The 21,894-nt window shown below is 63.5% G+C and carries 18 protein-coding genes and 1 tRNA gene; 7 read left to right on the forward strand and 12 right to left on the reverse strand.

Going from position 1 to position 21,894, the window contains the following annotated elements; all coding sequences use genetic code 11:
* Positions 1-40 precede the first annotated feature (40 nt).
* The 8 genes from esaR to def all read right to left on the reverse strand — a co-directional run bounded on the left by esaR (position 41) and on the right by def (position 8,643).
* The gene (gene esaR / locus HHL14_RS21765) at positions 41-730 is read right to left on the reverse strand and encodes a response regulator transcription factor EsaR (protein WP_169499676.1); all 690 of its coding nucleotides are present in this window, start codon (positions 728-730) and stop codon (positions 41-43) included.
* The gene (locus HHL14_RS21770) at positions 731-3,157 is read right to left on the reverse strand and encodes a sensor histidine kinase (RefSeq protein WP_169499677.1); all 2,427 of its coding nucleotides are present in this window, start codon (positions 3,155-3,157) and stop codon (positions 731-733) included. It lies immediately after the preceding gene.
* Positions 3,147-3,746, reverse strand: a complete 600-nt coding sequence (locus HHL14_RS21775; protein ID WP_169499678.1) for a DUF4390 domain-containing protein — start codon at positions 3,744-3,746, stop codon at positions 3,147-3,149. The genes HHL14_RS21770 and HHL14_RS21775 overlap by 11 nt, the downstream gene beginning before the upstream one ends.
* Positions 3,743-5,191 (reverse strand): 16S rRNA (cytosine(967)-C(5))-methyltransferase RsmB, encoded by a 1,449-nt coding sequence (gene rsmB / locus HHL14_RS21780; RefSeq protein ID WP_169499679.1) that lies wholly within the window; start codon positions 5,189-5,191, stop codon positions 3,743-3,745. The genes HHL14_RS21775 and rsmB overlap by 4 nt, the downstream gene beginning before the upstream one ends.
* A gap of 197 nt (positions 5,192-5,388) precedes the next feature.
* Complete coding sequence (gene htpX / locus HHL14_RS21785; protein WP_169499680.1) at positions 5,389-6,246, reverse strand: zinc metalloprotease HtpX; 858 nt, start codon at positions 6,244-6,246, stop codon at positions 5,389-5,391.
* Between the two features lie 107 nt (positions 6,247-6,353).
* Complete coding sequence (locus tag HHL14_RS21790) at positions 6,354-6,995, reverse strand: LysE family translocator (RefSeq protein ID WP_169499681.1); 642 nt, start codon at positions 6,993-6,995, stop codon at positions 6,354-6,356.
* Positions 6,996-7,111: 116 nt separating this feature from the next.
* The gene (fmt, locus tag HHL14_RS21795; RefSeq protein WP_169499682.1) at positions 7,112-8,107 is read right to left on the reverse strand and encodes a methionyl-tRNA formyltransferase; all 996 of its coding nucleotides are present in this window, start codon (positions 8,105-8,107) and stop codon (positions 7,112-7,114) included.
* 32 nt (positions 8,108-8,139) lie between these two features.
* Positions 8,140-8,643: a peptide deformylase gene (def, locus tag HHL14_RS21800; RefSeq protein WP_169499683.1), complete on the reverse strand. Its 504-nt coding sequence runs from the start codon at positions 8,641-8,643 to the stop codon at positions 8,140-8,142.
* 241 nt (positions 8,644-8,884) lie between these two features.
* Between def and dprA the strand changes: the two genes are divergently transcribed.
* The 3 genes from dprA (at position 8,885) to HHL14_RS21815 (ending at position 13,594) form a co-directional block, all read left to right on the forward strand.
* A complete protein-coding gene (dprA, locus tag HHL14_RS21805; RefSeq protein ID WP_169499684.1) occupies positions 8,885-10,147 on the forward strand; it encodes a DNA-processing protein DprA in 1,263 nt (420 codons plus the stop codon).
* Positions 10,148-10,248: 101 nt separating this feature from the next.
* Positions 10,249-10,626 carry a thioredoxin family protein gene (locus HHL14_RS21810; protein WP_169499685.1) on the forward strand — a complete coding sequence of 126 codons (378 nt, stop codon included), beginning with the start codon at positions 10,249-10,251 and terminating at the stop codon, positions 10,624-10,626.
* A 301-nt stretch (positions 10,627-10,927) separates the two neighbouring features.
* A complete protein-coding gene (locus HHL14_RS21815; protein ID WP_169499686.1) occupies positions 10,928-13,594 on the forward strand; it encodes a DNA topoisomerase III in 2,667 nt (888 codons plus the stop codon).
* 180 nt (positions 13,595-13,774) lie between these two features.
* On the opposite strand, the gene HHL14_RS21820 is transcribed toward HHL14_RS21815, so the two are convergent.
* Together HHL14_RS21820 and HHL14_RS21825 are read right to left on the reverse strand one after the other, a co-directional pair.
* Positions 13,775-14,872 (reverse strand): LysR family transcriptional regulator, encoded by a 1,098-nt coding sequence (locus HHL14_RS21820; RefSeq protein ID WP_169499687.1) that lies wholly within the window; start codon positions 14,870-14,872, stop codon positions 13,775-13,777.
* Between the two features lie 344 nt (positions 14,873-15,216).
* Complete coding sequence (locus tag HHL14_RS21825) at positions 15,217-17,073, reverse strand: phosphoenolpyruvate carboxykinase (GTP) (protein WP_169499688.1); 1,857 nt, start codon at positions 17,071-17,073, stop codon at positions 15,217-15,219.
* Here HHL14_RS21825 and HHL14_RS21830 point away from each other — a divergent pair.
* Together HHL14_RS21830 and HHL14_RS21835 are read left to right on the forward strand one after the other, a co-directional pair.
* A complete protein-coding gene (locus HHL14_RS21830; RefSeq protein WP_169499689.1) occupies positions 17,065-17,394 on the forward strand; it encodes a hypothetical protein in 330 nt (109 codons plus the stop codon). The two genes, HHL14_RS21825 and HHL14_RS21830, sit on opposite strands and share 9 nt — an antisense overlap.
* A gap of 73 nt (positions 17,395-17,467) precedes the next feature.
* Positions 17,468-18,481, forward strand: coding sequence for a D-2-hydroxyacid dehydrogenase family protein (locus HHL14_RS21835; protein WP_169499690.1), 1,014 nt, complete (start codon positions 17,468-17,470; stop codon positions 18,479-18,481).
* 102 nt (positions 18,482-18,583) lie between these two features.
* On the opposite strand, the gene HHL14_RS21840 is transcribed toward HHL14_RS21835, so the two are convergent.
* Positions 18,584-19,459, reverse strand: a complete 876-nt coding sequence (locus HHL14_RS21840) for a patatin-like phospholipase family protein (protein ID WP_169499691.1) — start codon at positions 19,457-19,459, stop codon at positions 18,584-18,586.
* Between the two features lie 76 nt (positions 19,460-19,535).
* Positions 19,536-19,940, reverse strand: coding sequence for a PaaI family thioesterase (locus HHL14_RS21845; protein ID WP_169499750.1), 405 nt, complete (start codon positions 19,938-19,940; stop codon positions 19,536-19,538).
* A 205-nt stretch (positions 19,941-20,145) separates the two neighbouring features.
* On the opposite strand from HHL14_RS21845, the gene HHL14_RS21850 reads away from it, so the two are divergent.
* Both HHL14_RS21850 and HHL14_RS21855 read left to right on the forward strand, forming a co-directional pair.
* A tRNA-Lys gene (locus tag HHL14_RS21850) sits at positions 20,146-20,221 on the forward strand.
* A gap of 395 nt (positions 20,222-20,616) precedes the next feature.
* Positions 20,617-21,894, forward strand: coding sequence for a type II toxin-antitoxin system HipA family toxin (locus HHL14_RS21855; protein WP_169499692.1), 1,278 nt, complete (start codon positions 20,617-20,619; stop codon positions 21,892-21,894).

Here is a 21,894-nt window from a genome sequence, read left to right on the forward strand (position 1 = left end):
AAAAATCTGCTGGGCCGCGTTTGTCTGCAATGCGTGACGCTCACTCGCCCTTGTTCTTGCCGAGATCGACGCCGAGTTGCTTCAGCTTGCGATAAAGATGCGTGCGCTCCAGACCGGTCTTCTCCGCGACGCGCGTCATGCTGCCGTTCTCGCGCGCGAGGTGATATTCGAAGTACGCGCGCTCGAAGGCGTCGCGCGCATCGCGCAGCGGAATGTCGAACGAGATCGATGCGGTTTGCGCGGCCAGCGCGCCGCCGCTCATACCGTCGGCCGACAGCATCGGCAACGCGGCCGCGGACGCGACCGTCGATGCGCTGACCGGCATGGCCGGCTTCGCGGCGACACCGCCCGGGACCGCCGCCGCGTTGCCGCGAGCGAGGCCCTGCTCGACTGCCTTCAGCAGCTTCTGCAACGCGATCGGCTTTTCGAGGAAGTTGAGCGCGCCGATCTTGGTGGCTTCCACCGCGGTGTCGATCGTCGCGTGGCCGGACATCATGATGACGGGCATCGTCAGCTGTCCTTGCGCGGCCCATTCCTTGAGCAACGTCACGCCGTCGGTGTCGGGCATCCAGATGTCGAGCAGCACGAGGTCCGGCGCCTGACGCAGACGGAACTCGCGCGCCTCCTGCGCATTTTCAGCGGCCTCCACGACGTGCCCCTCGTCGCTCAGGATCTCCGAGAGCAATTCCCGGATGCCCATTTCATCATCTACCACCAGGATGGTTGCCATTTACGCTGCCCTTGTCTGCACTGTTGCTTTTGTCGTTCCCTGCGACACACCACCGTGTGCCGGAGACGCGCCTGTACCATGCGCGCCCGGCGCCGCAGGGTCGTCCGCCAGTTGAAGGAAGAGGATCGAAATCTGCGCGCCTTCGATCACATCGCCGGCTTTCATGCGATTGCGAATGTCGATGCGCGCGCCGTGTTCGTCGACGATCTTCTTGACCATCGCAAGACCGAGGCCCGTCCCCTTGGCCTTGGTCGTCACGTAAGGCTCGAACGCGCGCGTGAGAATGCGCGCGGGGAAACCCGGTCCGTTATCCGACACTGTCAGACGTACCGCGATGCGGACCTTTCCTTCCGCGTCGGGGTCTCCGTATTCTACTGTCCTCGTCTCGAGCAAAACACGCGGATGCGCGACTTCGGCGACCGCATCCTGCGCGTTCTGCAGCAGGTTGTGGATCACCTGACGCAATTGCGTCGCGTCACCGCGAATCGCGGGCAGCGTCGCAAGCTCGACCTGGATCGCGCCCTTGCCTTCCTCGATACCGTACAGCGTGAGCACCTCGCTGACCAGATCGTTCAGTTGCAGATGCGCGAGCACCGCGGGCGGCGTGCGCGCGTAGTCGCGGAAATCGTCGACCATCTGCTTCATCGCGGCGACCTGATTGACGATCGTCGTCGCGCCGCGCTTGAGCACGTCCGCGTCCGACGGCGCGAGCTTGTCGGCGAGTTTCATCTGCAAGCGCTCGGCCGACAGTTGAATCGGCGTGAGCGGATTCTTGATCTCGTGCGCGAGCCGCCGCGCGACTTCGCCCCAGGCGATCGAACGCTGCGCGGAGATCACGTCGGAGATGTCGTCGAACACGATCACGTAGCCCGAGGTCTGCAGGTCTTCCGCATCGCGCCCGTTAGCCGCGACGAGACGCGCGCCGCGCACGAGCAGCGTCAACGGCTCGGTTTCGCCGGGCACCGGCACCGAGAACTGCTGCTGCCAATGACCGTTGTCGTCGTGGCCGTCGCCGCTCGCGGCCTCGCGGTCGGCGAACGCCTTGCGCACCATCGCGCCGAATTCGCTGAGCACGCCGATCTGATCGAGCGACGAACCGAGCGCGGTCTGGAACGGCTGACGGAAAATCCGCTCGGCGCCGCGATTCGCGGTGGTGAGCCGGAACTGCCGGTCGAACACGAACACGCCCGCGGTCAGATTCGCGAGGATGCTCTCCAGATACGCTTTTGAATGCTCGAGCGCGACGCGGTTCTTTTCGACCGCGGCGCGCGCTTCGGAGAGCTGCCGCGTCATCGCGTTGAACGACTGCGTGAGGAAGCCGAGTTCGTCGCGCGATTTGATTTCGCGCTTCGGCGTGTAGTCGCCCTCGGTAATTTCCTTCGTGCCCTGCGCGAGCAGGAACAGCGGCCGCGCGAGCTGATTGCCGAGCGCGAGCGCGAGCATCATCGCGATGAAGGTCGCCAGAAACAGCGACAGCGTCAGCGTGCCGATGTACATCTTGCGCAGGCCGGTGCGGCCGAGCGCTTTCTCCTGATACTCGCGATACGCCCGCTGCACCGCATCGGCATTGCGCGCGAGCGTGCGCGACACCGGCTGCGTGAGTTGCAGGAAGCGCTCGGCGGGCTGCAGCAGCGACGCGTTCGAATCGGGAATGCGCTGCACGACGCGCAGCCGCAACACGCCCTTGCCGCCCGCCGCATGCTGATCGCCATCCACTTCGCCTTCGATCGCCGCATAGCCGTGGCCGCGGGCCTGCTCGATCATCAGCGGCGTCGGCAAATCGTTCGGCAGCAGCGTCGCGTAATTGCCGGACGCCTGCGCGACCACGTGCATGTCGGGCGTCGCGCCGGACATGCTGCGCGTCGGCTCGACGATCGTCGCCTCCTGCACGCCGAACTGGTCGCGCAACCGCAGCAGCGTGAGCGTGGTGCCCGACGCATCCGCGGTTGCGAGTTGCTCGGACATCAGCCGCGCCTTCGTCTGCAGATCGGACAGCGACGCGTCGAGCATGCCGCGCCCGAGATTCAGGCCCGACGCGAGCGCGGTTTCGACGTTCACGTCGAACCACGATTCGATACTGCGCGACACGAACTGATACGACACGATGTAAATGATGCCGCCCGGCACCACGCCGACGAGCGCCATGAAGAACGCGAGCTTCGCTAACAGCCGGGTGCCGAATTTACCGGTGCGTAATCGCACGATGATGATGACGACGAGCGTCGCCACCACCAGCAGAAAGATCATCGCGACCGCGACGTTGGCCGCGTACAGCCACTGGTAGTAGCGGTCGAAGAATTCGGTATTCGCGCTCGCGGCGGCCAGCAGCACGAGCAGCAGCACGGCCGTCACGGCGACCGTCGACACCAGCACGCGCACGACGATGCTGCTGACGCTGGTAGGAGATGAGCGCACTTTATTTAGCACGTTCGGTTGCCGTGAAGGTGAAGCGTTTCCATTCGGACGAGAGGTTCCAGTCGCGGTTGTTCACCGCGTCGATCTGGAACGGCTTGGGCATCAGCGCGATGTCGAGTTGCATGCGCACCGACGCGGTATAGGTTTCGCCGACGCGCACCTGATTGCGGTCGATTACATGCCACGAGGTCACGTGCTTGATCACCGCGAGCGCATCTTTCAGCGTGGAAAAGCCGAGCTGCAGACCGCCCGACGATACGCTCGACACGCGATACTCGCGCGTGAGCGGTTGAAACGACAGCCGCAGACTTTGCGACACGCTGACCGGCTGTTCGTCGAACCAGTACCAGCGCGGCCGGCTCAGTTCGAAATCCGTCGTGAAATAAAGCGGAATGCCTTTGTTGACCGCGTCTTCGAGATTGCTGTTCAGATCGAAATCGAAGTGCGCGTCGAGACTCCAGCCGCCGTTGTCGGCCTGCAGCGACGCCCGCTGCACCGCGATCGAATCAGCGTGCGCCGCGCCCGGCGCCGCTAGCCAGACGGCCAGCGCGATCCAGAGCACGGCAGCGAGCCGAAGCGGGAAGAAGCGTTTGATGGTCACCGTTTCTGAAAGCGCGCGTAGAAAAATCCGTCGTGGTCTGAGTTCGCACCGGCGCTCGCTTCACCGGATTGAGCGTGCTGTCCGACATCGGAACCGGCCGATGAGTCGGCGGGCGCGCGGGCAACTGAAGGTAAAAGTTGCCCCGGCGCGTCCAATCGTACCGCATCCTGATACTTGTTTCCAAACCACTGCGCCTGCAACTCGCCTTCTTCGGGAAAGATCGAGCACGTAACGTAAAGCAATTCGCCACCTGGTTTCACGAGCGGCCACAGCGCGTCGAGAATGCGGCGCTGTTCGGCGGCGAGCGCGGCGATATCCGACTGCCGACGCAGCCAGCGAATATCCGGATGACGTCGCACGATGCCCGACGCTGAGCACGGCACGTCCGCGAGAATGCGGTCGAACGGCTGGTCGAGGTCGTCGTGCCACTGCGCGGGCGTACCCGCGTCGCCGATCCGCACTTCCGCTTCGAGCTTCAGACGACGCAGGTTTTCGCCGATGCGACGCGCCCGCGACGCATCGCTTTCGAGCGCGACGAGCTGGAGATTGGCGAGTTCGAGCAGATGGCCGGTCTTGCCGCCGGGGGCCGCGCATGCATCGAGCACGCGCATGCCGTCGCGCACGCCGAGCAGTTGCGCGGCGAGTTGCGCGCCCGCGTCCTGCACCGACACGACGCCGTCGCTGAAGCCGGGAATGCGCTCGACCGGCATCGGCGTGGCGAGCGTGACCGCGTGCTCGCCGGCCTTCGTCGCGGCGATCTGCTGACGTTGCAGCACTTGCAGGTACGCATCGACCGTCGAATGACGCGCGTTCACGCGCAACGTGAGCGGACCTTGCGTGTTGCCGGCGGCCAGCACGGACTGCCATGCCTCCGGCCACGCCTGCTTCACCGCGTCGATCCACCAGGCCGGATAGTTCCAGCGCGCCACTTCGTCGGCTTGCGCGGCTGCGAGCAGCGTGTCGCGCTCGCGCAGGAAACTGCGCAGCACCGCGTTGACGAGCCCCTTCGCAAATGCGAATTCACGGCGCGCGGCGATCGCGCTGACCGCCTGGTCGACCACCGTGAACGGCGTGTAGGCGGCGTTCGCTTCGTCGTCGACGAGCAGGGCGAGCGCGCAGGCGAGCACATGGGCGACGTGCGGCGGCGGCGCTTTCTTCACGAGCTTCGCGATCAGCCACTCGACGGTCGCGAGACGCCGCATCGTACGGTACGCGATGTCTTGCACCGCCCCGCGCGCCATCGCGACATTGCCCTCCGGCATCCCGACGAACACGCTCTGCAACGCCGCGGGCAACGCCGCGCCGACGCGCACGGCGCCCACGGCCTGGGCCGCGCAGTCGAGCGCGAACCCGAGCGATTCGGGCGACAGATGCAGCGCCGACAAACGGGATTCGCGCGAACGCGCCGACGAAGAAGCAGAACGCGAAGAGGGCTTTGAAGTCATGAAAGGAGCAAGGGCAAGCCGCACGGTGCGCGCGGCGCAGTCAGCGCACATTGTAGCGTGGCGCTGGGCAGGCGCCGCTGCGCGCGAGCGGCGGCGGTAGGCGGCCGCCCGACGGCGGTGCAACGCGCGAAAAAAAGCGGGCCTTGCAGGCCCGCTTTTCAGCATTCCACGCTTGCCGAGCCAGACGGCCCGACAACTCAGTCGAAGCGCCCGGTACGCGCCATTTCCATCAGACGCGCGATGCGTTCCTCGGTCGCCGGGTGAGTCGAGAACAGATTCGCGATACCGCCTCCCGACAGCGGATTCATGATCATCATCTGCGCGGTGGCCGGATGCGCCTCGGCAGTCGGGAACGGAATGCCGCTCGCATAGCGATGGATCTTGTCGAGCGCCGAGGCGAGCGCCTGCGGGTCGCCGGAAATCTGCGCGCCGCCACGGTCAGCCTCGAATTCACGGGCACGCGAAATCGCCATCTGGATCATTGCGCCCGCCAGCGGCGCAAGCAGCGCGACCGCAATGCTCGCAATCGGGTTCGCACGACGGCCGTTTTCGTCGCGGCCACCGAAGAACATCGCGAAATTCGCCAACGCGGAAATCGCGCCGGCCATCGTCGCCGAAATCGTCGAGATCAGAATATCGCGGTGCTTCACGTGCGCGAGTTCGTGCGCCATCACGCCGCGCATTTCGCGCTCGGACAGCACCCGCAGAATGCCGGTGGTCGCCGCGACCGCCGCATGCTCCGGATTGCGGCCAGTGGCGAACGCGTTCGGCGCGTCTTCGTTGATCAGGTAGACGCGCGGCATCGGCAGATTCGCGCGCGTGGCCAGCTCGCGCACCATGCGATAAAACTGCGGCGCACTGCTTTCGTCGACTTCCTGCGCGTTGTACATGCGCAGGACCATCTTGTCGGAAAACCAGTACGAGAAGAAATTCATCCCGAGGGCGACCACGAGCGCGATCATCATGCCGCGCGACCCGCCGATCATCCCGCCGATCACGATGAAGAGGGCCGTGATGGCGGCCATCAGCATCGCGGTTTTTACCCAGTTAAACATGTCTGCAACTCCTTGCCCCAAGCGTGGGCTTCGTCTCCATGCCGCGTAATCGCGGCGCCCGAGAGTGTAAGCGAACTGTTAAATATGGGCTGTACAGGAAAATTCAATCAGCGCGACGCGGTGGCCAGCTTGATTCCGAGGCCGACAAACGCACTGCCGACGCCGCGATCGAGCCAGCGCTTGACCGACGGCTTACCCGAAAAGCGCTGCGTGACGCTGCCCGCGATCCACGCGACAAAGCTGTTCCAGACCATGCTCATCAGCACGAACACCGCGCCGAGCGTCAGGAACGCGAAGGTCTTGTGCTCGCTGCCGGTCGCGACGAATTGCGGGAAGAACGACACGAAGAACAGCACCACCTTCGGGTTCAGCACGTTGGTCCAGAAGCCTTGCAGGAACAGCTGCCGCAACGACTTCGGCGCGGACGGCGAGCGTGTGTCGCCGACGGGCGCATCGGCGGCCGGCTTCGCGAAAATGAGGCGCACGCCCAGATAGATCAGATACATCGCGCCGACGAATTTGATGACCGTAAACGCCGTGGTCGACGCGGCCAGCAGCGCGGTCAGACCGAACGCACAAGCCAGCGAGTGAATGCAGCAGCCCGCCGAAATGCCGAGCGCCGACATCAGGCCCGCGCCGCGGCCCTGCGCGACGCTGCGCCCGACGATATAAGCCGTATCCGGCCCCGGCGTGACGTTCAGAAGAAAAACCGCGACGACGAAAAACTCGAAATGGACGATGCCGAACATGTGATGAACCCTCGAAACTTTACCTGTTGCATAGAGGATTCTAACGCGCCGCGAGCGCTCGGCGAGCGCAACGAACATCGGCCGAACGGACGATGTTCAGACCCTACGCGACACGGTTATCCTGCTTCCGGAACCTGAAAGCGCTGGCCGGCGGCGAGTGTCGAACCGGCCAGAAATTCGCGCACCGGCAGGCGTTTGCCGCCGGGTTTCTGCAATTGCGTCAGACGCAGCGCGCCTTCGCCGCAAGCCACCACGACGCCTTCCGGCGAGACCTCGAGGATCGTGCCCGGCGCCTTGTCGCCGGAGGCAGCCGGTGCGGTCATGGCAGCAGCCGCCCAGATCTTCACGAGGCTGCCGTCTTCGAGCGTGCCCGCGCCGCCCGGGAACGGATCGAATGCACGCACCTGACGGGCGAGCGCATCGGCAGGCCGGCGCCAGTCGAGCGCCGCCTCGTGCTTGGCGATTTTCTCGGCGTAGGTCACGCCATCGGCCGGTTGGGGCGTCGAGGCGAGCGTGCCGCTGCGCTCGAGTTCGAGCAGCGCGTCGACGATCAACTGCGCGCCATCCTGTGCGAGGCGGTCGTGCAGTGTGGCGGTGGTATCGGTGGCGGCAATGGGGGTACGCACTTCGGAAATCATCGCGCCAGTGTCGAGACCAGCGTCCATCTGCATCAGCGTGATGCCGGTTTGCGCATCGCCCGCCTCGATCGCGCGATGAATCGGCGCCGCGCCGCGCCAGCGCGGCAGCAGCGACGCATGAATGTTGATGCAGCCGTGGCGCGGAATATCGAGCACTTCCTGCGGCAGGATCAGCCCGTAGGCGGCGACCACCATCACGTCGTGCGGCGTCGCGCGCAACTGGTCGATCGCGGCGGCAGCCTCCTGCGGATACTTGCCGGCGCGGCGCAGCGACGTGGGCTGCGCGACCGCGAGCCCGTGCTCCTGCGCGTAGCGCTTGACCGGGCTTGCCTGCAGCTTCATGCCACGTCCAGCGGGACGGTCCGGCTGGGTCAGCACGAGCGGCACCGGGAAACCGGCGCGATGAATCGCGGCCAGCGCGGCCGCGGCGAATTCCGGCGTACCGGCGAAGATGACGCGCAACGAATGACTCATGAATGGGCAGCGGTAAGCAAGGTGAACACGCGTTACATCGCGTGGGCGAGCTTCTTCATCTTGCTCTTGATGCGCGTCTGCTTGAGCGGCGAGAGGTATTCGACGAATACGCGGCCCATCAGGTGATCCATTTCATGCTGGATGCACACGGCGAGCAGCCCTTCGCAATCGATCTCGAAGGTTTCGCCTTTTTCGTTCAGCGCGCGCACGCGCACTTTTTCAGCGCGCTCGACGTTGTCGTAGATGCCCGGCACCGACAGGCAACCCTCTTCCGAGAGCTTTTTCTCGTCGCTCGACCAGACGATTTCCGGGTTGATGAACGCGAGCAGTTCGTCGTGCGTTTCCGACACGTCGATCACGATCACGCGTTCGTGCACGTCCACCTGGGTGGCGGCGAGACCGACGCCGGGCGCGCCGTACATGGTCTCGGCCATGTCCGCGACGAGACGGCGGATGCGGTCGTTGACTTCCGCGACCGGCTTCGCCACCTTGTGCAGCCGTTTGTCCGGGTAGTTGAGGATGTTCAGTAAAGCCATGATTTTGAGTGTGTTTTTGACGCCGCCAGGCAAAGGAGCGCTCGCGTTGGCCATTCGGCCAGCTTGTGAGCCCGTCGTAATACGCAGAGGATAGATGATGTCGAACCGGTTCGATTCAACGCGCCCCGTGCGCCCAACGACGAACCCGCGCGAACAGGCGCGGCGTTGCAGTTATTTCGGATGATGAAAATTCTAGCATGGTGACGGCCTGCCCGCAGGCCCCGCCAGAGGAGCGATCTGCATGCACACTTTGCCCGCAACCCGTATCGAACTGGCCGCCTGGCTGCGGCTGTCGCTCGCGCCGGGACTGAAGCCCGCCGCGCTGCGTCTGCTGCTTGGCGCATTCGGGTTGCCGGAGTCGATTTTTACGCAAGCGCCGGAAGCGCTCGTCGAGGTTGCGGGCGAGGCCGCCGCGCGCGCGGTACTGACGCCGCCAGGCGCGGATTTCGAAGGCCAGCTCGATGCCGTGCTCGCGTGGCTCGAATTACCAGGCAACCAGGTCGTCACGCTCGACGACCCCGCGTATCCGCCCGCGCTACTGACGATGCCCGACCCGCCGCCGCTGCTATATATAAAGGGCCGACTCGATCTGCTGCATACGCGGGCGGTCGCGCTGGTGGGCAGCCGCAGCGCGACGCCGCAGGGCCTCGAGGACGCGCAGCGGTTTGCGCGCGAACTGTCGGCGGCAGGCGTGACGGTCGTCTCGGGGCTTGCGCTCGGCATCGACGGCGCCGCGCATCGGGGCGGACTCGAAGGCATCGGCGGGACGGTCGCGGTAATCGGCACCGGCGCGGACCTCGTGTATCCAGCCGCGCATCACGCGCTCGCGCGGCAGATCGCGGTGCAAGGTGCGGTCGTTTCCGAATGGCCGCTCGGCACGCCGGCGCGCGCCGCCAATTTCCCGCAGCGGAATCGGCTGATTGCCGGGCTGGTCAGCGGCGTCGTGATCGTCGAGGCAGCAATGCGCTCGGGCTCGCTGATTACCGCGCGGCTCGCCAACGAAATGGGGCGCGACGTGTTCGCGCTGCCCGGCTCGATTCACGCGCCGCTGTCGCGCGGATGTCATCGGATGATCAAGCAAGGCGCGCGTCTGGTGGAAACACCGGACGAGGTCCTGGAAGAACTGGGTTTCGCGAAGCGTCCGGCGATGCGCAGCGAGCGCGCAGCAAAGCGGGAAGTGAAACGAAGCGTTGCGCTGGACGTGACCGGTTCGCGGCTTCCGCTCCTGCGCGAGCCCGGGTCTGCCTCTGTGGCAGCCCCACCACAGCCGACCGCCCCCTTTGCGGAAGCGGTCCCGTGCGTTCCACGCCCCAAGCCGCCGCTCGCCCCTGAAGCCGAGCGCCTGCTCGCCGCACTCGGCCACGCACCGACGTCGCTTGAAATTCTTGCCACCCGCACCGAGATGGAAGACGCCGCATTGCACGCCACGTTGCTGCAGCTCGAACTCGCCGGCGAGGTCACGCTGCTGCCCGGCGGACGCTTCATGCGAGCTCATCGTGCCTGAGCGACAACTGACCCGCGTCAATGGGCATTGGCCACCCTTCGGGACCGGCCATGCTACATTCGCGCCAAAGCATCTGCCAAAGTACATAAGGAAACCGTCTCATGCCCGCGCTGAATCTCGACACCGATCAGGACCGGATCGCCGAGCGCGTCAACGAAGCCGACACGTTGTTCGTCGCCTGCCTCTGCGCGGAGTGGTGCGGGACGTGTCGCGAGTACCGGGACGCTTTCAACCGGCTGGCCGAACGGCACCCGGAGGTCTGTTTCGCGTGGATCGACATCGAAACCCATGCGGACCGCTTCGACGATCTGGACGTCGAGAATTTCCCGACGATCCTGATCGAAGACTCGGTGACGACACGATTCTTCGGTACGGTTTTGCCGCAGGTGTCGATCGTGGAGCGGATGTTGTCGGACCTGACGGCGCTGCCTGGCGTAACCGGCGCGCCGAAGTTGCGGCCCGCCCTGGCGGTCGCCTGACAGCGGCATTCGCAGCGCCAGGCAGCATCGCGCGGAGCTCGCAGCGCGTGTGTTGCAACATCGCGGCAAGGAACCGCCGCATAGCCGGCAAAGCCGTGCGCCCGCGGCGTTTGCCACAGCTTGATCAACCGCGCGGCACGCACTTATGATGGCGCGCTTTCAAAAGAGTTGACACGACCGCTTCGCGCCTTGTGCTATAAAGCGGTCGTTAATGGGTCGAAACAGGTCGCAAACGAGCATCGCGCGCCATTTTGGCGAGCGCAAGGCCACCCACCCGGATCTACCAACCTCACATCGAGTCATGTCCAAAGCACTGATCATCGCCGAAAAGCCTTCCGTCGCGAACGACATCGCGCGCGCTTTGGGCGGCTTTACCAAGCATGACGAATACTACGAAAGCGACGACTACGTCCTTTCCTCGGCAGTGGGCCATCTGCTGGAAATCGCCGCGCCCGACGACTACGAAGTCAAGCGCGGCAAGTGGAGCTTCGCCAACCTGCCCGTCATTCCGCCGCACTTCGATCTGAATCCGATCGCGAAGAGCGAGTCGCGCCTGAAGGTGCTGACGAAGCTGATCAAGCGTAAGGACATCGACCGTCTGATCAACGCATGCGACGCGGGGCGCGAGGGCGAACTGATTTTCCGCCTGATCGCGCAGCACGCGAAGGCAAAGCAACCGGTGCAGCGGCTGTGGCTGCAATCGATGACGGCCGGCTCGATCCGCGACGGTTTCGCGCGTCTGCGTAGCGACGAAGAGATGCAGCCGCTCGCCGACGCGGCACGCTGCCGCTCGGAAGCCGACTGGCTGGTCGGTATCAACGGCACCCGCGCGATGACCGCGTTCAACAGCAAGGGCGGCGGCTTCTTCCTGACCACGGTCGGGCGCGTGCAGACGCCGACGCTGTCGATCGTCGTCGAGCGCGAAGAGAAGATTCGCCGCTTCGTGCCGCGCGACTACTGGGAAGTGAAAGCCGAGTTCGTCTGCGCGGGCGGTTTCTACGAAGGCCGTTGGTACGACCCGAAATTCAAGCGCGACGAATTCGACCCGGAAAAGCGCGACTCGCGTCTGTGGGCGCTGCCCGCGGCCGAGACGATCGTCGCGGCCTGCCGCGGCCAGCTCGGCACGGTGACCGAAGAGTCGAAGCCATCCACGCAGCTCTCGCCGGCGCTGTTCGACCTGACCAGCCTGCAGCGTGAAGCCAACGGCCGCTTCGGTTTCTCGGCGAAGAACACGCTGGGCCTCGCACAGGCGCTGTACGAAAAGCACAAGGTGCTGACCTATCCGCGAACCGACGCGCGCGCGCTGCCGGAAGACTATCTGGACACGGTCAAGCAGACGCTCGGCATGCTCAAGGAGAGCAACAACTACCTGCCGTTCGCGAAACAGGCGCTCGACAAGGGCTGGGTGAAGCCGAACAAGCGCATCTTCGACAACTCGAAGATCAGCGATCACTTCGCCATCATCCCGACGCTGCAGGCGCCGAAGAACCTGTCCGAGCCGGAACAGAAGCTCTACGACCTCGTCGTGAAGCGTTTCCTCGCCGTGTTCTTCCCCGCTGCGGAATACCGCGTCACGACGCGTATCACCGAAGTGGTCGGCCATCACTTCAAGACCGAAGGCAAGGTGCTGGTCGAGCCGGGCTGGCTACAGATCTACGGCCGCGAAACCAGCGGCGACGACGCGAACCTGGTGCCGGTGCAGAAGGACGAGAAGGTCAAGACCGACAAGATCGCCGCCCAGCAACTGGTGACGAAGCCGCCCGCACGCTACAACGAAGCGACGCTGCTGTCGGCGATGGAAGGCGCGGGCAAGCTGGTCGAGGACGACGAATTGCGCGAAGCGATGGCGGCCAAGGGGCTCGGCACGCCGGCCACGCGCGCGGCGATCATCGAAGGTTTGCTCACGGAAAAGTATCTGATCCGCGAAGGCCGCGACCTGTTTCCGACGGCCAAGGCCTTCCAGCTGATGACGCTGCTGCGCGGCCTCGGCGTGAAGGAGCTGACCGCGCCGGAACTGACCGGCGAGTGGGAATACAAGCTGTCGCAGATGGAGCGCGGCAACCTCCCGCGCGACGCGTTCATGCAGGAAATCGCACGCATGACGCAAACCATCGTCAAGCGCGCGAAGGAATACGATTCGGACACGATCCCGGGCGATTACGCGACGTTGCAAACACCTTGCCCGAATTGCGGCGGCCAGGTGAAGGAAAATTACCGGCGCTTCGCGTGCTCGAAGTGCGAGTTCTCGATCTCCAAGATTCCGGGCGGCCGTCAGTTCGAAATCGCAGAAGTCGAAGAGCTGCTGCAGAACAAGACGATCGGACCGCTGTCGGGTTTCCGCAGCAAGATGGGGCGGCCGTTCTCGGCGATCCTCAAGCTGTCGCTCGACGACGAGATCAAGAACTACAAGCTCGAATTCGACTTCGGCCAGGATGCGGCCGGCGAAGACGGCGAACCGCCCGATTTCTCCGATCAGCAGCCGGTCGGCGCATGCCCGAAGTGCAAGGGCCGCGTGTTCGAGCACGGTATGAGCTACGTCTGCGAGAACTCGGTCGCGAATCCGAAGAGCTGTGACTTCCGCTCGGGCAAGGTGATCCTGCAGCAGGAAATCGCCCGCGAGCAGATGGCCAAACTGCTCGAGGAAGGCCGCACCGACCTGCTGACGAACTTCAAGTCGTCGCGTACGGGTCGTAACTTCAAGGCGTTCCTCGTCAAGCAGAGCGATGGCAAGATCGGCTTCGAGTTCGAGAAGAAAGAGCCCGCAGCGGGGAAAACCGCGGCGGCCAAGACTTCGGCGGCTCGCTCCGCGGCGAAGGCAATGCCGGAAGACGATGGCGATACCGCCGTCGCAGTGAAGGCCGAGCCGGCCGCGAAGAAGGTAGCGGCGAAAAAAGCGCCCGCTGCCAAGACCGCGGCTGCCAAGAAAGCGCCTGCGAAGAAAACCGTGGCGCGTAAAACCGGCTCGTAATTCTCGCCTTGATACCGGCGACGGGCTGCGTGAGCAGCATCGATCGCCGGGCGGCGGATTTGCGTGATACAGCCAGGATCCGCCGATCCTTCGCCCATGAAAAAAGCGCAGTCACCTGAAGTGACTGCGCCTTTTTAATTTCCTCGCCCGCTCGCTTTGCGAGGGGCTTCGGCATTCAGCTTAAAGCGGCGACAAGGCCGTCGGCCGCGTACGGTTCGTCTTCGTCAGCGTCTTCGCTACCGGCGACAGCTCGCTATCGAGCAGACGCGACAGCGGCTCGGCACCGTCGAACGCTTCCGGCGCGCGCGATTCGGTGGAATCGAAGGCACCCGACACGGCCGGCCGTTCGACGCCATCCTTGATCCACTGCTCGCCCAGCTGGCTGTTCGGCGTCTGGTTGAAGTGCTCGACCAGATGGTCGATGAACGTGCGCACCTTGGCCGGCAGGTGACGGCGGCTCGGATACGCGATGTTGATCTCGACCTGCGGCAGACGATAGTCGCCGAGCAGACGCACCAGCCGGCCACGGGTCATGTCACGACCGATCAGATAGCTCGGCAGAATCGCGATGCCCATACCCAGCAGCGCAAACTGCCGCAGCATTTCGGTGTTGTTCGCGACGATCACGTTCGACGGCCGCACCCGCACTTCGCCTTCCGGCCCCGTGAACACGCGCTCGTCGCCCCAGTATTCGGACGGCAGGCTCAGGCACGGATGCTCGAGCAGATGTTCGGGACGCGTCGGCGTGCCGTGCTTTTCCAGATAGGCCGGCGTGGCGCAGACGGTCATGCAACCGGTAGTCAAGCGCCGCGTGACAATGCTTGCGCTGCGCATTTGCCGCGCGATCACAACGCCGACGTCAAAGCCTTCCTCGACCAGATCCACCTGACGATCGACCAGCGTGACGTCCGGGATGACTTTCGGGTAGCGCTCCGCGTACGTTTGCAGCACGGGCGCGAGGTTATGCAGCCCAAACACGACGGGCGCGACGATGCGCAGCGTACCGACGGGTTCGTGATTGCGAGCGACCACCATCTGTTCGACGTCTTCCAGTTCGTCGAGAATCTGACGGGCGCGCTCAAGGTAGACCTGACCGGATTCGGTCAGCGACAAGCTGCGGGTTGTGCGATTGAGCAGCCGCGTACCAAGACGGCCTTCGAGGTCGGCAACGTGGCGGGTAGCGACCGCGTTGGAAATATCCATCGCGCTCGCGGCGCGGGCAAAACTGCCGAGATCCGCCACCTTGACGAAAACTCGCATCGACTGCAAATGATCCATAGGACAACTCCTGCCGTGTTACTGCTTCCTGACAATTAGTGAAAACCAGTGAAGCGAACTTGGAATTCTCCTACGACTCGCAACTTCGTGCATAAGTTGCCTTCAAAACTCGAAATATTGTCAATTTTGATGCGACTGTGCCGACAGAAGCGGGGCCCGACCGCCAATTATTCTAAAAATTAGAATAATCTGCTGCGCCGCAGCTTGCACTGTCTTTTTTGTTCGAACAGACGCAAAGGTCACCCCGGTATTGCGGAAACAGAAAAAATCGACGGAAACGGTAGATCCATCAAAGAAAAAGCCGCCCGAAGGCGGCTTTGCATGCGAAGTGAACACTCACATGATCAAGCGCTGAGTTTCTCCTCGAGCGCGCGTTTGGCATTGGTCAAGGCCGGCGGCAGACCCTGTTGCAACGTGTCAAACAACTCCGCGTGCAGCGCGAGTTCGTCGCGCCATGCAGCGTCGTCGACGGAAATGACCTGCTCGAACTGCTCGCGGCTGAAGTTCAGGCCGCTCCAGTCGAGGTCGTCATAGTGCGGCGACACGCCGAACGCATGCTCCTCGCCTTGCGCGCTGCCTTCGATACGGCCGACCATCCAGCTCAGTACACGCATGTTCTCGCCGAAGCCCGGCCACACGAACTTGCCGTCCGCGCCCTTGCGGAACCAGTTCACGCAGAAAATCTTCGGCAGCTTCGCGTTCAGTTGCTCCAGACGCTCGCCAGTCTTCAGCCAGTGGCTGAAGTAGTCGCTCATGTTGTAGCCACAGAAAGGCAGCATCGCGAACGGATCGCGACGCACCACGCCCTGCTGGCCGGCTGCGGCCGCGGTCGTCTCGGAGCCCATCGTTGCCGCCATGTAGACGCCTTCGACCCAGTTACGCGCTTCGGTGACGAGCGGCACGGTGGTCGAACGACGGCCGCCGAAGATGAACGCATCGATCGCGACGCCTGCCGGATTTTCCCAGTCCGCATCGATCGACGGGCACTGCGAAGCCGGTGCCGTAAAACGCGCGTTCGGATGCGCAGCCTTGCGGCCGGTTTCCTTCGCGATCGCCGGCGTCCAGTCGTGACCCTGCCAGTCGATCAGGTGCGCGGGCGGCACGTCGGTCATGCCTTCCCACCAGACGTCGCCGTCGTCGGTCAGCGCGACGTTCGTGAAGATCACGTTTTCTTTCAGCGTGGCGAGCGCGTTGTAGTTGGTCTTTTCGCTCGTGCCCGGCGCGACGCCGAAGTAGCCGGCTTCCGGGTTGATCGCGTACAGGCGGCCGTCCTTGCCCGGCTTGATCCACGCGATATCGTCGCCGATCGTGGAAATTTTCCAGCCGTTCAGGCCCGCCGGCGGAATCAACATCGCGAAGTTGGTCTTGCCGCACGCCGACGGGAACGCCGCCGCGACGTGATGCTTGCGCCCTTCCGGCGACGTCACGCCGAGAATCAGCATGTGTTCGGCGAGCCAGCCTTCGTCGCGGCCCATCGTCGATGCGATGCGCAACGCGAAGCATTTCTTGCCGAGCAGCGCGTTGCCGCCGTAGCCCGAACCGTAGCTCCAGATTTCGCGCGATTCGGGGAAATGCACGATGTACTTGGTCTTGTTGCACGGCCACGGCACGTCTTTTTCGCCGGCCGCGAGCGGCGCGCCGACCGAATGAACGCACGGCACGAATTCGCCGTCTTCGCCGAGGACCTCGTACACCTGGCGGCCCATGCGCGTCATGATGCGCATATTGGTCGCGACGTACGGGCTGTCGCTCAACTCGACGCCGATGTGCGCGATCGGCGAACCGAGCGGGCCCATCGAGAACGGCACCACGTACATCGTGCGGCCGCGCATTGCGCCGTCGAACAGGCCGTCGAGCGTCGAGCGCATTTCGGCCGGGGCGATCCAGTTGTTGGTGGGGCCCGCGTCTTCGGCGCGTTGCGAGCAGATGAAGGTGCGGTCCTCGACGCGCGCGACGTCGGAGGGATCCGAACAGGCGAGGTAGGAATTGGGACGTTTGGCGGGGTTGAGCTTTTTCATCGTGCCCGCTTCGACCATCTGCGCGCACAGGCGGTCGTATTCTTCCTGCGAGCCGTCACACCAGACAACTTTCTCAGGCTTGGTCACTGCGGCGATGCGCCGGACCCAGTCGATCAGCTTGCGGTGTTTGACCCATGTGGGCGCCTCAATAGTGGGCTGCCCTTCGAACGAGGGATGATTCATCGACTTGTCTCCGTCTTGAAAGCAATGGAAAAACGGTACAAGCCCTTGGAACGCTGCGTGCGAGAGGCATTCATTCAGCGCACCGGTGTGTCGATTCTGTCGATTTACACTACCGGCGCGCGTTGCGCAGATCGTCCTGGGCCACAACAGCTTGCCAGGCGGAGGCGCGCTACCGACAAGGCTTCTGCAACCTTGTGTAAAGCGGCTTGCCTCAACACGCAACAAACTGCTAAAAACGTTCTCAATTCGCCTTCACGCAGTGCTGCCGTTCTTTTGTGCGACAGCTTCTACGGTAAGGCATTCAGCCAGACCAGCGTGTGATGTAAGTCACATGCTGGGACAGTCAGCATAACATTCCGATCGCACCACAGCGGTGCGCCGCAAAAAACATACCATGAAGATTGCCATCCTCGACGATTACCAGGACGCCGTTCGCAAGCTCGACTGCTTTCAATTGCTGGCCGACCATGAGGTAAAAGTTTTCAACAATACCGTGCGCGGTCTCGGCCAACTGGCGAGCCGTCTGGCCGAGGTCGACGCTCTCGTCCTGATTCGCGAACGCACCCGCATCAGCTCGCAACTGCTCGACAAACTGCCTCGTCTGCGCATGATCAGCCAGACCGGCAAAGCCGGCAGCCACATCGATCTCGCGGCCTGTACCGAGCGCGGCATCGCCGTGCTCGAAGGCGTCGGCTCGCCGGTCGCGCCGGCCGAACTGACGTGGGCACTCATCATGGCTGCTCAACGGCGTATTCCGCAATACGTGGCAAACCTTAAGCAGGGAGCCTGGCAGCAGTCGGGACTGAAGACGTCGGCACTGCCGCCGAACTTCGGTTTGGGCCAGGTGCTGCACGGTCAAACGCTCGGTATCTGGGGCTACGGCAAGATCGGCCGTCTGGTGGCCGGCTATGGCAAGGCGTTCGGCATGAACGTGCTGGTCTGGGGTCGCGAGCATTCGCGCGAAGCCGCGCGCGCCGACGGCTATGGTGTCGCGCAAAGCCGTGAAGAACTGTTCGAGACCAGCGACGTGCTGTCGCTGCACCTGCGTCTGCACGACGACACGCGCGGCATCGTCAAACAGGACGATCTGATGCGCATGAAGCCGACCGCGCTGCTCGTGAATACGAGCCGGGCCGAACTGCTCGAGGAAAATGCGCTGGTGAACGCGCTGTCGCATAACCGCCCGGGGATGGTTGCGATCGACGTCTACGAAAGCGAACCGATCCTGCAGGGCTACAGCCTGCTGCGGATGGAAAACGTGATCTGCACGCCGCACATCGGCTATGTGGAGCACGAGAGCTACGAGCTGTATTTCACCGCCGCGTTCAAGAACATTCTGGCGTTCGACGCGGGCGATACCGCGAGTGTGGCGAATCCGGAAGCGTTGCAGGGTGGTCGGCGGCGCTGATTCGCGGGCGGGTCTGGCGGCGGCGTCTTGGGGCGCCGTCAGCAGAGCCGACGGCATGGCGCTCGCTCGCGCGAGTCACTCGGCGAGACTTAACAGCAAGATTCAGCGCGCTTCGTGCGCCCCCGCCTCCAGCAGCGCAGGGATGCGCTCGAGGAACACCTCGCCGTCTGCGCGGCCGAGGTTGTACGCGTGCACCATCTGCGATGGACTCGTGTAATCCCAGCTCGAAATCGGCACCTTGCGCGACGGCTGCACATAGAGGCGCTGCTGCACGCCGTGCGGCACGACGAACATCTGCGGCCGCGGATAAAGACGCGTGACCATCACGAGCACATTGCCGGGCGCCTCGGCGTCCAGCGCGTCGACCGGCACGTTGTCGACCATCCCGCCATCCAGCACGGGCCGACCGTTGCGCCGCAAAACCGGCGTGAACGGCGGCGTACTCGACGATTGCAGGATCAGATCGGCGAGTTCGTCGACGCTCGCACAATCCTGCGCACGGACGAATTCCGGATGAAACCCGAGCGTCCGACCCAAGGTCGGATGCAACGCCTTGCGCACGTATTTTTCGATGTTGTACGCGACCAGCCCTGCCGCGACCGCGCTACGCGCGCCGAGCCAGCGCGGCAGATGCGACACGCCGATGCGAATTTCCGGCGCATCCGCGAGCTTCGAAAACTTTTCGCCGTAGATGTCGAGCAGCGCCTGCCGGTAGATCCGGTAGTGCGGAAACACCGATTCGCCGCGCAGCAGGTTGCCCCAGTATGCGTTGCGCGTATTGTGGCGCAGCGCATCCTCGTAATAGCGCATGACCCAGTCGGAATCGCGTGTGTAGAGCATGCACGCGGTGGCGGCGCCGGCCGAAATTCCGGTGATGACACGTGGGCGGATATCGAGTTGCGGCTGCACGACGTCCCAGAAACCTGCCTGCCACCAGCAGCGATTGCCGCCGCCGGCGAATACGACCTGATCGAACATGCTGCTTTTTCCTTGCTGTGCCTGCATCGGCTGTTGCGTGGCCGCTTTCGACCGACGCGGGCGCACCGCCGGGCGTTCAGTCGAGCAGCGCGTAAGTAGTGGTGGCGTGGACGGCCATGTTGCCGCCTTCCTCGAACAACTCAACTTCGCCGAACACCAGATTGCGGCCCATGCGCAACACGCGCGCGTGGATCAGCACGTCGCCCTTGCGGACCGCGCGCATGAAGTTGATGTTCAACGATACCGTACTCATCGGTTTGAAGCCGCCGAGCGCGGCGGTAATCGCGACGACCATCGCCGTGTCCGCGGCCGCCATGAAGACCTGCCCGCTGATCATGCCGCCCGAATGACGCCACTCGCCGGAAAACGGCAGACGCAGTGTCACGCCCTCCTCGTCGACCTTGACCGGCTTTAGCGTGAGCGCCCGGACCCAAGGCGCGAGGACTCGTTCGAGCAGCTCGGTAATCTCTTTGTCATCCATGGCAATCCCCGGTCGAAAGCCGCGCGACGCTTCGTGCGTCAGCGTGTCCGCGACATGATACCGGGACGCCTGGACGCGTCGATATTTTTGAGATGACAGTGATGGCGAAGGAAGACTCCAACTTTGTCGATGTGAGTTTTTTAATAAATTTGCTAAAAGGGGCTTGGCAATCTCGAAAAGATCCGGCATACTTTTGCTTCTGTTGGGGGCGTTAGCTCAGTTGGTAGAGCAGCGGACTCTTAATCCGTAGGTCGAGTGTTCGAGTCACTCACGCCCCACCAAAGATATCAAGCAAAAAGCCCGGTCGAATGACCGGGCTTTTTGCTTTCTAGCGTCCCAAGTAGAAGGACTCCAGGCGCGGCATCAATTATTAGATCTCGCCCACGCATTTGAATCGAATTTTGAACGTGAGATTGCCATCACCTCTCACGGCTACACGGCTCAATCATTTCTTGAAGAGCTAAAGCGCCTTTTGCGCGAATAGCCCTCACCACCATCAGCAAACTCAAAGGCTTGCCCATCTGCGCAAGCCTTTTTCGTTTCCGCCACGAAGCCGAATACTGACCCAAGCACCCCCCACATCCTACCGCCTCACCCAAAAAAACCTCTTATAAGAAGCACATAGCCGCTCCAGCCCCCTCTTATGCTACATTTATGAGGCACAAGGAGTTGCCCCATGGATTGCACCCTGCAAATATTCCTCGACGATCACTGGATCGACTGCGCGCAAATCGAGCTCAACGGAGCTCTTTGCCAGTGGAATCACCTGATCGAGTACGCGATCGATCACCCGGACGCCCCGGTGTCGCTGGTCGAACCTGTCGATCTCGAGATCCGCGCGACTCAGAGCCTGCCCGCGTTCGCCTACGACCTCGTCCCACAGGGCGCCGGCCGTCGCTTCCTGCTGGGCGAGCTCGAACTACCCGACGGTCCGGATGCGGATTTCCCGCTGATCTGCGCGGGCGCGTTCAATCCGATCGGTCGAATCCGCGTCGCCGAGGCCGTGAAATACTTCGACGAGCATGTGGAAAGGCACGCAGACGCGCGTGGATTGCCCGGCATGACGATCGACGAAGTCGTCATGCGCGGTCCGGATTTCGCGGAAAGAATGTTCCTGCACGGGATGCTCGGCACCGGCACCACCGGGGTTCAAGGCGCGGCGCCGAAATACCTGCTGACGCGGGATCGCGCCGGCCTGTTGCACGGCGACGCGGTTCTGCCCGATGCCAACGCCGTCCAGCACCTGATCGCCAAACTACCGCGCGGCAGCAGCGCGGCCGACGAGAAAGTCCTGCGCAATGAAGCGGCCTACATGCGGGTCGCAGCCGAACTCGACGTCCGCACCCATCCGGACTTGCCGACTCTACACGGCGACGTGCTGCTGATTCCGCGCTTTGACCGGATTGCACGCGACGGAAAAGTCATCCGCCTTCATCAGGAAAGCGTGGCATCCATTCTGGGACTGGCCGGCTTCGATCTACGACCGAGTCTGTTCGAGGTCGTGGCCGGCATCCGCAAGGTGGTCAGCGACCCGGCCGCCGAAACGCTCGAGTTCATCAAGCGGGACGTGCTCAATCTGGCGATGCGCAACACCGACAATCATGCCCGCAATACGGCCGTGCAATTGATCGAAGGTCGGGTCCAGCTCACGCCGCTGTTCGACTTCGCGCCGATGTACCTCGACCCCGAATTGATTCCGCGCGCGCTGCGCTGGTATCGGCCGGATACCAAGGCCGAGTTGACGGACTGGGGCGACGTGCTCGCAGCCTTGCCGATCCCCGACCACGAGCGCCAGATGCTTGCCGAGGCGTTGAGCCGCTTTGCCGTGCAAATCGAACGTCTGCCCGAGATCATGGCGGCGCAAGGAGTCGATCACGACATCATCGAGTTCCTGACGCAGCCCATCGATACCCAGGTGCGGCAACTGCAAGCCCTTAAACCGTTGGAGGCCTGA

It is taken from the genome of Paraburkholderia antibiotica (assembly GCF_012927125.1).
Classification (GTDB): Bacteria; Pseudomonadota; Gammaproteobacteria; order Burkholderiales; family Burkholderiaceae; genus Paraburkholderia; species Paraburkholderia antibiotica.